This window comes from Gilliamella sp. HK2 (genome assembly GCF_001690265.1).
Taxonomy (GTDB): Bacteria; Pseudomonadota; Gammaproteobacteria; order Enterobacterales; family Orbaceae; genus Gilliamella; species Gilliamella apicola_C.
Window position 1 is genome coordinate 1 of sequence record NZ_LZGV01000066.1, and the last position, 13,150, is coordinate 13,150.

Consider the following 13,150-nt stretch of genomic DNA (forward strand, 5'->3'; position numbering starts at 1 on the left):
ACAATGCGCGTCTTTCTTTCAGATAAGGTTAGTCCTCTCTCTTTCAAAAATTCACGCATTACTGGTATAACTTCATTTTCCAGTAATTCTTTCGAACTTCCAGATATAATAAAATCGTCCGCATATCGAACCATATACACCTTATTGGCTCGCCGTTGTCTATTTCCTACTACACCGAAGTGTTTCGTTAATAGTTCGTCCATACCATCCAGTGCCATGTTCGCCAAAGTCGGTGAAATAATACCCCCTTGTGGTGTACCTTCCTCCGTCCGCTTGACCTGTCCCATATCCACTACACCCGATTTTAACCATTTTGCTAATATCCGCTTATTCATCGGAATATTTTCAATTAACCAATCATGGCTTATATGGTCAAAACAACCCTGTATGTCGGCATCCAATACCCATTGCGCCGTTTGTCTCATTTGACTCCCTTTGCGTGAGAATATCTTATGCACGTGGCTAATCGCATCCGCCGTTGAGCGGTTGATGCGAAATCCATATGAGTTTTTATCTGCTGTAGTTTCAGCAACAGGCTGTAAAGCAAATAAGTACAGCGCTTGCATTGCTCTGTCTTTCATGGTCGGAATGCCTAATGGGCGCTTCTTTCCATCCGATTTCGGAATATAAACCCGCTTTAGTGGCTTCGGTCTATATCCTTTACTTGTCAGCGTTGCAATCGCTTCCCATTTACTCTTTGGTGTTGACCATGTTACTTTGTCAACGCCTGCCGTTCTTTTACCTCTGTTTTCCGTCACCCTTCGCACTGCCAATTGCTTGGCGTACGTTGAGCGTGTTAGTAACCTTTGTAAGCGTTTAACCTTACGATAGTCACCTTCAATTGTTGCCTTCGCAATCCGTACCTGCAACCCTTTAACATGTTTTGTTGCTTTGACCCAATCTATAGTGTGCCATAGCTCATTCATGTCAGGAGTCGCTGGAGCTGGACTACTTTTAACTTTTTGGTTAAACTTAGTGTACTCTTTCATACTTACTCCTGTCGTAACAGAAATAAGCAGAAATCTACTTGGTTTGTGATGAATAATTTCTTCTATCGTGAACGGAGAGAAGAATTATTCAGGTTACCAAATAAATTCTACTTCTCTGTCACATGGTAAAATTGTTAGAGTAGGGAAATGGGCTTGTTTTACTTGCCTGTTTCCTTCCTCACCCAATCATTCCCGAAGAAATGACCACAAAAGGATTAGCCAACATCTTACGATGAAAGACCAGTTAGAAGTCTGCACCCTTTCGGGTTAGGTCATGTTTCATACCCTATATCAGCCATTACAGCCAATCATTCGCTTTCTCTAACCTCCCTTACCTGCACCCCCAACAGTATCGCTTGCGCTCTACCTGCCTTTCGGCGGAAATACAGGCTTACCAAGTTCCATTATTATCACATAAATAGTTAAGATGCTGCCTGTTCGCCGATAGTGTTTATGATGACGTATCCCCAATGTAAAAAGAGATATCCCACTATATACCTTTTTGGTTAGAGCTTGTCAGTAGCTTAAGCTCTTTACAATTCACGACGTTTATCAGCAATTCACTTACGTTCATCTTTCTATTTAGCCTAGCCCCTCATGACATGCTACTTGCCATTACTTAATGTTACCTCACGATACGCATTAACCTTGCTATTCCTCAAGGGGGTACATTGTCAGGAAGCTCCGCACCAGACCGTTGCCAATCTCGCACTATCCCTAGGCTACTGTTAGTCATATAACAGGTTGACTCATATTTTATATAACATAGTGCCTATAAAATATGCCAACAATGATAATAACAGCTTGTGCACTTATTTAACTTCACAATAGGTCAATTCTAGCTTAAACTATATGCTGATGGGTTCTTTCGTTTCCTTGGTCAACTCAATAATTTCTTATTGAATACCTTGGAAATTCCAGAATATCAGATATGATTAATTGAATTGTCCAAAGAATTAGTTCTTTAAATATATGAGATTTGTCTCTCACAGACTAAAAATTATTCTTTACCGAATATAGGTTACACAATATCCTTTCGGAAATGTGTAACGTCCTACTCAGATATTGTGAAGGGTAGCTAATTAAAGTTGTTCACTTTAATAGCCCACCTAACTTTATTGAATAAAATCAATAAGTTAGGCACTATAAGCGCGCCCTTGTCGCACTTATATGTTTTGAGTAGAAGTGATAGCACTTGGCTATTTGGCTTTTTGTTTTTCTAACAATGGTTTTAAGTATTTTCCCGTATAGGACTGTTTAGATTTTGCCACTTCTTCTGGTGTGCCTTCGGCGATAATTTCACCGCCACCATTACCTCCTTCAGGACCCAAATCAACAATCCAATCAGCGGTTTTAACCACATCCAAGTTATGCTCGATAACAACAATGGTATTTCCTTTATCTCGCAATGAATGTAATTGTGCTAGCAATTGCTTCACATCAGCAAAATGTAAACCAGTTGTTGGTTCGTCTAGTATATATAAAGTTCGACCTGTATCTCGTTTAGATAATTCTTTTGCAAGCTTTACACGTTGTGCTTCACCACCCGATAATGTGGTTGCTGACTGCCCAATAGTTATATAAGACAATCCAACATCAATCAATGTTTGTAGCTTGCGTGATACCATCGGAACTGCATCAAAAAATTCACGTCCTTCTTCAACGGTCATATTTAAAATTTCGTTAATCGACTTACCTTTATATTTGATTTCTAAGGTTTCACGATTATAGCGGGCACCATGACACTGATCACAAGGCACATAAATATCGGGTAAAAAGTGCATTTCCACTTTAATTAATCCATCACCTTGACAAGCCTCACAACGTCCACCTTTAACATTAAAGCTAAATCGACCTGGAGTATATCCCCTAGCACGCGATTCTGGTACACCAGCATAAAGTTCACGGATCGATGTAAAAAATCCAGTATATGTTGCAGGATTAGAACGAGGTGTACGACCAATTGGGCTTTGATCAATGGCAATGACCTTATCAAAATAATCAAGCCCTTTAATCGCTTTATACGGTGCTATATCGCTTTTTTCTGCACCATTAAGTTCATTTTGAGCTAATGGATATAAGGTGTCATTAATTAAAGTTGATTTCCCCGATCCTGATACCCCAGTAATACAGGTAAATAATCCAACAGGAATATTTAATGTAACATCTTTGAGATTATTTCCCGTTGCACCAATAAGCGATAACATTTTTTTCTTATCAACTTTAGTGCGATCAGCTGGAATTTCAATTTGTTCTTTTCCAGATAAATATTGTCCTGTTAAAGAGGTTTTACATGCCATAATTTGTTTTGGCGTACCTTGTGCTACAACTTCACCGCCATGTACACCAGCACCAGGTCCAATATCAATGACATAATCAGCAGCCATAATAGCTTCTTCATCATGCTCAACCACAATAACCGTATTACCTAAATCACGTAAATGCGTTAATGTGTCAATCAAGCGGGTATTATCGCGTTGATGCAAACCGATAGAAGGCTCATCAAGTACATACATCACCCCAACAAGCCCAGCTCCAATTTGACTAGCCAATCGAATACGTTGGGCTTCACCACCTGATAAAGTTTCTGCTGAACGTGAAAGCGTTAAATAGTTGAGGCCAACATTAATCAGGAATTGTAAACGATCGTTGATCTCTTTTAATATTTTCTCGGCTATTTGTGCTCGTTGCCCAGTCAATGACAATTTATCAAAAAAGTCTTTAGCTTGTTGCGTACTTAAATCGCTAATCGTCGGCAAATTAGTATCATTTATAAAAACATTTCTTGCTGCTGTACATAATCTTGAACCATCACAGCAAGGGCAAGGTCGATGACTAATATATTTTGCTAGCTCTTCGCGGATAGTTTGAGATTCTGTTTCTTTATAGCGACGCGCCAAATTATTAAGAATACCTTCAAACGGGTGTTTACGCTTAACCACATCACCACGGTCATTTGTATACACAAATTGGATTTCAGTGCTACCTGAGCCATTCAATAAGATATCTTTTATTTTTTGTGGTAGCTTTTCATATGGTTTATCAATATCAAATTTATAATGCTCAGCTAATGATTTTAGCATCTGAAAATAATAAAAGTTGCGACGATCCCAACCTTTAATTGCACCAGCCGCTAATGAAACTTCTGGCATCTGCACAATCCGTTTTGAATCAAAATATTGTTGTATACCCAACCCATCACACTCAGGACATGCACCCGCTGGGTTATTAAATGAAAATAATCTAGGCTCTAGCTCCGAAATACTATAACCGCAAATAGGGCAAGCAAAATTAGCCGAGAACAAATGTTCTTGGGCTTGCGGATCATCCAAATTTGCTACTTTAACAATGCCATTAGTGATTGAAAGCACTGTCTCAATTGACTCAGCAAGACGAGGTTTTAAATCATCACGAATACGAAAACGATCTACCACAACCTCAATGGTATGTTTCTTTTGTAATTCAAGTAAAGGGGGATCTGAAAGATCATAGACATCACCATCTACTCTTACTCGAATATATCCACTGGCAGCAAGTTGTTCAAATAATTTAACAAACTCACCTTTGCGCTCTGTGACAACGGGTGCAAGTAACATATAACGATTTTCAGCAGGCAACGCCATAATACTATCAACCATCTGTGATACTGTTTGAGCCGCTAATGGTAAGTGATGATTTGGACAACGAGGCTCCCCAATTCTGGCAAAAAGCAATCGTAAATAATCATAAATTTCAGTGATAGTTCCAACTGTCGAACGGGGATTATGCGAAGTTGATTTTTGTTCTATCGAAATAGCAGGGGATAAGCCTTCAATATGATCTACATCAGGTTTTTCCATTAGTGACAAAAACTGACGAGCATATGCCGATAAAGATTCAACATAACGTCGTTGACCTTCCGCATATAGAGTATCAAATGCTAACGAAGATTTGCCCGATCCCGAAAGACCAGTAATTACAACTAGCTTATCTCTTGGAATGGTTACATTAATGTTTTTTAAATTATGCGTTCGCGCACCACGAATATCGATATCTTTGATTGACATAGATCTCTTCTTATATGTGTTTTTAAACTAAATGAATAGAAAACCAACTGTATATTATACCAGTGGCATTTAATTAAATATACTACTATATAGAGAAATGCATTAATTAAGTGTTTTTATACTCAAACACTAATTTTTCTGAAAATTTTAACAAAATACTTGTTGCACTTATTTGTTATAACATGAATAAAAACGGTCATTAATGACCGCTTTTTTGCAAATTTAATTGATTAATTTAGGTGTGGCATCAACGGGAATAATTGCCCCTCGATATTGTATAACTGTACCAGCAACTAAATGACCTTGCAATGCTGATTGTGTTGGATTCTTTCCGTTTAAACGGGCAGCAAGATAACCAGCACTAAACGAATCACCAGCTGCTGTGGTATCAATTACATTTTCCTTTGCTATTTTATTAGCTGGAACTTCGAAACGACCTTCAGCAGAATCAATAATACAACTATCACTGCCACGTTTGATTACAATTTCAGTAACGCCAAACAGCTTTGTACGTTCAATGACTTGCTCATAAGGCAACTTGCCCCATAACAAATCTTCATCATCTAACGTTAAGAATGCAATATCTGTATAGGATAAAATATCGGCATAAACACTACGAGCTAATTCAAGGCTACTCCATAAATGTGGACGGAAATTATTATCAAAGATGACTTTACCGCCATGAGATTTAACACGTTTTAAAAGTGCTAATAATTTAACAATACTTTCAGCATCTAAAATGGCAATACTAATACCACTCAAATAGACATAATCACACTGAGTAATTTGTTGAATGATTTTATCTGCCTCAGATGATTTCAACCAAAATTTAGCGGCAGCATCATTGCGCCAATAATAAAATGATCTTTCGCCCTGTTCATCAGTAACAATAGAATAAAGCCCAGGCAGTTTGTCAGGCATTTTTTGTACTAATTCCATTTGAATATTTTCTTTTTGCCAACAATTTAACATCTCTTGACTAAAAGGATCAGTGCCAAGCGCTGTGACATAATAAATTGAAAAAACATTATCTTTTAATAAACGTGACAAATAAACAGATGTATTAAGTGTATCACCACCAAAGCCTCGTGTAGTCGAATCTTGTCTCATTGAAAGTTCGATCATGCATTCGCCAATAACCGCAATTTTTGTTGCCATAATATTTACCTAAGATCCTTATTCTAAATTTAAATAATCAAATGCAATTTTTACCACAACTTTACGAACAGTCACCATTTTGCCATCGATTGCGCAAAGTGGTTTATGCACTTCATGAGGAAAAAATACAATAAAATCGTTTGGTTGTAAAACTAATATGGTTTCTTCTTTCGGTGTTTCAATGAAAGCAATATCATTTTCTGTTAATTTATCATCTAAAATTGTTGTGTGAGGCGGTAACGTGCACACTGCCATTCCTTCTTGTCCTTCTAAAACAATCTGAACGTCAATATACTTTTCATGATATTCTGGGTTAGCCTCGTTGATGTGACGTGGAGAATTATCCGATACCATAAAAAATATTTTATCGCCATCAATATCATAACGCCCTATAGGAGTATTCCTATTTACGTTATCTTTAATATATTCAATTGACTGTTTTATTTTTTCTGGAAGATAAGGAACTAACCTTAAATGATTGATATTACCTATAATCATGCTAAATGATCCTTAAAAATATTGATGAAGATTAATACTGATAATGGCATTAATTGCAACTAACTTACACTATGATAAAGCTAATTAAATTAATAAAGAGTATATACTTAAGTCGTCTGCTTTTGTAGATCATTTGCTAATAAGTTTTTATAGCCTTTTATAGTTTAGTCATCGCTTATTTACGGTTTGGAATGGCAACACATATTCAAACAAAAAATTAAGGAGTAAGTGTTTTTTAAATTCAACGGGAGGCTCCACACCAAAGAACAAAGAGGTATTTTTTACATGCTGTGCTCATAATTTTATTATACCACCACTCAATAAAAACAAAATAAATTAAAATATTATAAAAAACCAATCTCTAAGTTAGTTTTTGGTATTGCTTCGTACTCATTAACCTTACCGGCATTATTCATCAAAAAGCATCTCTCACAAATGTTAGCATAATCAAATCAATGCAATGATTAATTTGTAACAAAACTTGGTTAACTACCGTGTGTTAAGCGATGTTTGTAAAATAATTTTACCTAAATCGCAAAAAGTAATGATAAACAATAAAAATTGCACGATCCAATATCAAAAATAGATATAGAGCTCTATCTATTTTTTAATTTTGCTATAATATTTACAAAAGCATCTTTGACAATTAAAAAACATTTATTTATTAAAAGTGATAAAGCAATCTATGTATACAGGAACTCTATTTATTGTTTCAGCGCCAAGTGGTGCTGGTAAATCAAGTTTAATTCAAGCTTACCTTTCCCAAAATAATTTGTACCCAGCCAAAGTATCAATTTCGCATACAACACGCACACCTCGCCCTGGTGAAGCGCATGGCGAGCATTATTATTTTGTGGATCATAAGCACTTTGAATCATTAATTGCCAAGCAGGCATTTGTTGAATATGCTAACGTTTTTGACCACTATTACGGCACATCTAAAGCTGAAATCGAACAAAGTCTATCACAAGGTATTAATGTTTTTTTAGATATTGATTGGCAAGGTGCTCGGCAAGTACGCAAAAAAATGCCTCATGCAAAAAGCATATTTATATTACCCCCCTCACTAAAAGAGCTTGAAAATCGCCTAGTAAAGCGTGGGCAAGATGACAGTAATATCATTGCCAAACGAATGAAAAAAGCACAAGCTGAAATTTCGCATTATAACGAGTATGACTATGTCATTATCAATGACGATTTTGATGCATCGTTAAATGCCTTAAGCGCAATAATTACCACAGCTAGTTTAGAGCAATCAAAACAAACTGTTATCAATAAACAATTATTAGCAGATTTGTTGGCAAACCATTCAAATTAAAACATATATGATATCGCCTAAATATCAGTGCGATATCATTGATAGAATAAATTAATGACCTAATCCTCTATCGGCCTGATCGTTTTGAATTAACTCTAACTTATAGCCATCAGGATCTTCAACAAAAGCAATAATAGTTGTGCCCCCTTTTACAGGTCCGGCTTCACGAATAACTTTACCGCCTGCTTGTTTCACGTCATGGCACATTTTAGCTACATCATCAACACCAATTGCAATATGACCAAATGCCGAACCATGTTCATATTGATCCGTACCCCAGTTATAAGTTAACTCAATAACTGAACTGGTAATTTCATCACCATAGCCAACAAAAGCTAATGAATATTGGTATTCAGTATTTTCACTGGTTCTTAACACACGCATTCCCATTATACGAGTATAAAAATCAATGGAACGTTGTAGATCGCCAACGCGGATCATGGTATGTAATATACGCATTACTTTATTGCTCCTTATCACATTAAAATTTGTGGTGAGTTTATACGTTAGTGCTTAGACAGGCAAATATTTGTTGCAGATTAGGAATGCATGATAAAAAATAACTACAAAAAACGAGTAAAATTAACATTTTGCTCACCATAAAGATGAGCAAAATTCAATCAAAAATGACATGCAATTTATTAAAAATTAAAAACTCTTATTTTATTGAATTTTTAAAACTACGAGGTGAAGCGCTAATTTGTTTACCGTTAGTCACTAAACGAACAGGTTGGCCAACAAAGAAATCGTTAGGAGAACCTTTTTGAACAATAACAATATTTGATCCCTTATTCTGTTTAATTTCTAATTCAACCCCTTCAGCTTGGTTGGCTTTATTTTGAATTGCATCGCCCAAAATTGCACCACCAATAGCACCTGTAGCAGCTGCTAATACTCGACCAGTGCCATCACCAATGGTATTGCCTAAAACACCACCTAGAACAGCACCACCTAAAGTACCCGCTACGTTTTCACTCTTACCATTTGACGCATTAGCTTGAATTTTAACTGGTCGTACAGAAACAACTGTACCATAACTCACTTGTTGAACTTGTTTTGCTTGATCAGCCGTATATACATCGCCAGAATGGAGATCACTATTGCTACATCCAGATATAAGTGCAGCTAAAATAGTTAATGTGACGATTTTTTTCATAATTAATTCCTCATGTAATGTTCGTATAAACTCGTTATACATTGTTTAGGATAATATTGTTTTTGAAAAACAACAATAGCATTTTCATTATTTTATCAATAGCCAATACAATTTATGCCTAAGTTAGGTTATACTCAGCGCAATATTTTATTAAGTATATAATGAATATATGAAACGGTTATTTTTTCAAGTAATATTATCAGTTATGATAACTGCCTGTCATGATGTAAATCAAGCGCCACAAAAAACAGATAATGCTGCTTTTGAGCAACCATCAGGTGGTTGTTTAGATAATAAAACAGCAAATGATTCACATATTGGCAAAGTTCCTGCTTTAGGATGTCCCGTAAAATAATTTAATAGGCATATGTAACATAATGAAAACTATCGAAATCGACGAAGAATTATACCAATTTATTGCTGGCCAAACTAAACATATTGGTGAAGACGCATCAAGTATATTACGACGTTTGTTAAATATAAACCAATCAGGATTGGCAAAACAACGAACTAGCGTAAAAAAAGAAAATCATTATCCTCTTTTTAATGATTTATTAACTAGCAGCACTTTTACAAACGAAAAATCCATTATTAGTCGTTTTATATTATTACTTAGTGCTTTATATAACTATAATCCAGCACTTTTTGCTATTGCCGCCACTTCATTGCATGGTAGCAAACGACAATATCTTGCAAAAGACAAGCTATCACTCGAAACATCGGGTAAAAATACCAAACCTCGCGAAATTACTGGCACACCTTATTGGGTTATTAGTAATACCAATACTGCCAGAAAAATGTATATTATTGAATCGATAATGAGTGACATGGGCATATCTGAAACAATGATAAACCAAGTTACCAACGCTTTTTTACCTTAACAGGTTAAATAAAAACATATATAACGTTAAAAACACGATATAAACTCAATCAATTCATGTTTTTAGCCTTTATAAAATATTAGTTTATGAAAGAGGAGTAAAAAATGGCCAAGCAAAGCCGCGCAGGAATGCTAGCACAAGCATCGGATCTTATTAATGTTGAAGCCTTAAAAAATAATTATTACCAAATCCAACCTGATACGGATAATGCTAGCCAATTAGTCATTTTTGGTACGTCTGGTCATCGTGGCAGTTCCAACAAAGGTACATTTAATGAAGCTCATATATTAGCCGTTGCTCAAGCCATTGCCGAATACCGCAAAGCCAATAACATTACTGGTCCATGCTTTATTGGTCAAGACACCCATGCACTTTCAGAACTTGCATTAAAATCAGTTATTGAAGTTTTTGTTGCTAATGAACAAACTGTGGTTATGGCTCGTGATTGGGGCTATACACCAACGCCAGTGATTTCACATGCTATTTTAACCTATAACCAAGGCAAACATTCCCAGCTTGCCGATGGCATCGTAATTACGCCATCACATAACCCACCTGAAGATGGCGGAATAAAATATAATCCAACTAATGGTGGTCCTGCAGATACTGATATTACAAAGCAAATAGAAAACCGTGCTAATGAATTACTAAAAAACAAACTAAATGGTGTAAAACGCATTAGCGTAGACAAAGCAATACATTCAAATTATATCCATACGAAAGAATACGAAACCGATTATATTAATGATCTTGAAAACATTCTCGATCTATCTCTCATCAAATCATCATCACTAAAAATTGGTGTTGATCCATTGGGTGGTGCTGGTATCACTTATTGGCCTAGAATTGCCGAAAAATATGGTATTAACTTAAATATTGTTAACAACAACATCGATCCAACATTTAGTTTTATGCACCTAGATCATGATGAAGTGATCAGAATGGACTGTTCAAGCCGTTGGGCAATGGCTGGATTATTAAAATTAAAAGACCAATTTGATTTAGCCTTTGGCAACGACACTGATTTTGATCGGCATGGTATAGTGACCCCTACAGGGCTAATGAACCCAAATGCCTATCTTTCTACTTGTGTAAATTACTTGTTCCAAAACCGTCCTCAATGGCATAAAGATATCGCCATTGGTAAAACGCTAGTCACAAGCTCAATGATTGATCGAGTAGCCAATAGCTTAAACAAAAAATACTTAGAATACCCAGTTGGCTTTAAATGGTACGCTGATGGGCTTTACCAAGGTAAACTAGGCTTTGCTGGCGAAGAAAGTGCTGGCGCCTCATTTTTAAGAACCAACGGTAAAGTTTGGACGACCGACAAAGATGGGATTATTTTATGCTTATTAGCGGCCGAGATGACAGCTAAATTAGGTAAAAATCCACAAGAACAATATCAAAAGCTAGAAGAAAAATTTGGTGTTTCTTATTATGGACGAATTCAAGCGCCTGCCTCATTTAATGAAAAACAAAAACTAGCGAAACTTGATGCAAGTCAATTAACTACCGACAACCTAGCTGGCGAAAAAATTACTCAATGCCTAACGACGGCACCTGCTAATAATGCACCAATTGGTGGGCTTAAAGTGATTACAGAAAACGGTTGGTTTGCCGCCCGCCCTTCAGGAACCGAAGATGCTTACAAAATTTATGCTGAAAGTTTTATAAGCAACGAACATTTAAGTACGCTTCAACAAGAAGCGCAAGAAATTGTGGCAAAAGCAATTAAATAGTTAGCCGAATTTGCAATAAAAAGCAACTATTAAAGTTGCTTTTTTATTTTTAAAGCACAATTTGAATTCCAACTTAACATTTTAATTTTCTAGTGAGAAAATTGATTTTCTGATAAAAACGATTTTATTAGTTTTTTGTTTCTATCAACACCTAATTTTTCCCAATCGCTTTATACCATTTGATATGGCGTAGCATTTTGTATACATACTGATCAAAAAAGCTAGTTTCACTAATATTCTATTTCATCTGAATAAATGCATCAGCACTTATTACTGATGCAAATCCCGTCAATGCCGACATAAAACCACTATGCACCATTTGAGCAGAAAGGATTTGATCATTAAATTCAAGATCTCGCGTTGTGCAAGCATTATGAATTAAAATAGGCTGATAACCTAGTTCGCAAGCATAGCGCGTAGTTGAATCAACACACATGTGGCTCATCATGCCGCAAAGAACTAATTGTTCTATGCTTTCTTGCTGTAATTTTTGTTGTAAATTGGTTTGGTAAAAGCTATTGGGAAAATTTTTTTCTATAATATATTCACGTAAATCCTTAATAGGTAATAGGCTAGAGTGAATTTCAACGCCATTACTTCCTTTAACAAAAAAGTTAGCATTAGGATCAGATTTTATATGTTGAATATAATAGATGGGTAACTGTTTTATTCTAAAATATTGCTGTAATTTTAGAATATTTTTTAATGTAGATTCGGTATTAACTAAGGCAAATTTACCTTCTGGAAAATAGTCATTTTGGACATCAATAATCACTAATGCCTGTTTCATCTTTTTGCTCCTTTATTATCTTTCTATTTATAATTATGTAATAATTGAGTAACGCATAACATAGTGGACTGAAAGCCTTTGCTATTATTCGCTTTCAAAATGAAAAATGGATAAAAAAGATCGAGCTATTTTAGATGAATTGAAAAAGAACAGCCGTCAATCATGGAAAGAGATTGGCGAAAAAGTATTTTTAACAGGGCAAGCTGTTGGGCAGCGAGTTCAAGAACTGCACGCTAATCACATTATCGAAAAGTTTACTATCAAAGAAAAAACCAGCAATCTGCAATTTATCACTATTTATATGGATTGCAACCAATTCAGAGCATTTGAAAATAGGGTTAAATCGTTTAACGAAATTATCGAGTTTTATAAAATTACAGGCGATGGGTGTTATATGATAAAAAGTTGCTTTATTGATGAAAGGTTAACGTTATTTTTAGAAGAAATTGAGCAATATTGTCGATACAAAATTAATCATCAACTACAACAAATTATTTAATGTTATACAGTTGTAAAAAATATTCAGGATTCTATACCATTTAAGCGTGAAAATAACTGATTATCTTAAACTT

12 protein-coding genes are annotated in these 13,150 nt (G+C 35.5%); 5 read left to right on the forward strand and 7 right to left on the reverse strand.

Features of this window, described 5'->3' with window-relative positions; all coding sequences use genetic code 11:
• The 4 genes from A9G45_RS05890 to A9G45_RS05905 all read right to left on the reverse strand — a co-directional run.
• Positions 1–989 (reverse strand): reverse transcriptase domain-containing protein (locus A9G45_RS05890; protein WP_176701809.1); only part of this gene is annotated, 989 nt, incomplete at its 3' end.
• Positions 990–2,188: 1,199 nt separating this feature from the next.
• A complete protein-coding gene (gene uvrA, locus A9G45_RS05895) occupies positions 2,189–5,029 on the reverse strand; it encodes an excinuclease ABC subunit UvrA (protein ID WP_141673624.1) in 2,841 nt (946 codons plus the stop codon).
• 228 nt (positions 5,030–5,257) lie between these two features.
• On the reverse strand, positions 5,258–6,196 hold the full coding sequence (locus A9G45_RS05900; RefSeq protein WP_141673622.1) for a sugar kinase: 939 nt from the start codon (positions 6,194–6,196) through the stop codon (positions 5,258–5,260).
• 15 nt (positions 6,197–6,211) lie between these two features.
• Positions 6,212–6,691 (reverse strand): YhcH/YjgK/YiaL family protein, encoded by a 480-nt coding sequence (locus A9G45_RS05905; RefSeq protein WP_065566274.1) that lies wholly within the window; start codon positions 6,689–6,691, stop codon positions 6,212–6,214.
• Between the two features lie 685 nt (positions 6,692–7,376).
• Here A9G45_RS05905 and gmk point away from each other — a divergent pair.
• Positions 7,377–8,009 (forward strand): guanylate kinase, encoded by a 633-nt coding sequence (gene gmk / locus A9G45_RS05910; protein ID WP_065566273.1) that lies wholly within the window; start codon positions 7,377–7,379, stop codon positions 8,007–8,009.
• 51 nt (positions 8,010–8,060) lie between these two features.
• Here gmk and gloA read toward each other — a convergent pair whose 3' ends face one another.
• On the reverse strand, positions 8,061–8,468 hold the full coding sequence (gloA, locus tag A9G45_RS05915) for a lactoylglutathione lyase (protein ID WP_065566272.1): 408 nt from the start codon (positions 8,466–8,468) through the stop codon (positions 8,061–8,063).
• 199 nt (positions 8,469–8,667) lie between these two features.
• Entirely contained in the window at positions 8,668–9,168 is a 501-nt protein-coding gene (locus A9G45_RS05920) for a glycine zipper 2TM domain-containing protein (RefSeq protein ID WP_065566277.1), read from the reverse strand.
• A gap of 166 nt (positions 9,169–9,334) precedes the next feature.
• On the opposite strand from A9G45_RS05920, the gene A9G45_RS05925 reads away from it, so the two are divergent.
• From A9G45_RS05925 to pgm, 3 genes are all read left to right on the forward strand, one after another.
• On the forward strand, positions 9,335–9,520 hold the full coding sequence (locus A9G45_RS05925) for a hypothetical protein (protein WP_065566271.1): 186 nt from the start codon (positions 9,335–9,337) through the stop codon (positions 9,518–9,520).
• A 22-nt stretch (positions 9,521–9,542) separates the two neighbouring features.
• Positions 9,543–10,046: a hypothetical protein gene (locus tag A9G45_RS05930; RefSeq protein WP_065572379.1), complete on the forward strand. Its 504-nt coding sequence runs from the start codon at positions 9,543–9,545 to the stop codon at positions 10,044–10,046.
• A gap of 104 nt (positions 10,047–10,150) precedes the next feature.
• Complete coding sequence (pgm, locus tag A9G45_RS05935) at positions 10,151–11,788, forward strand: phosphoglucomutase (alpha-D-glucose-1,6-bisphosphate-dependent) (RefSeq protein WP_065566269.1); 1,638 nt, start codon at positions 10,151–10,153, stop codon at positions 11,786–11,788.
• Between the two features lie 238 nt (positions 11,789–12,026).
• Here the strand turns inward: pgm and A9G45_RS05940 are convergent, their stop codons facing one another.
• Positions 12,027–12,578, reverse strand: coding sequence for a cysteine hydrolase family protein (locus A9G45_RS05940; protein ID WP_065566268.1), 552 nt, complete (start codon positions 12,576–12,578; stop codon positions 12,027–12,029).
• 106 nt (positions 12,579–12,684) lie between these two features.
• On the opposite strand from A9G45_RS05940, the gene A9G45_RS05945 reads away from it, so the two are divergent.
• Positions 12,685–13,077 carry an Lrp/AsnC family transcriptional regulator gene (locus tag A9G45_RS05945; protein ID WP_065566267.1) on the forward strand — a complete coding sequence of 131 codons (393 nt, stop codon included), beginning with the start codon at positions 12,685–12,687 and terminating at the stop codon, positions 13,075–13,077.
• Positions 13,078–13,150: the final 73 nt, after the last annotated feature.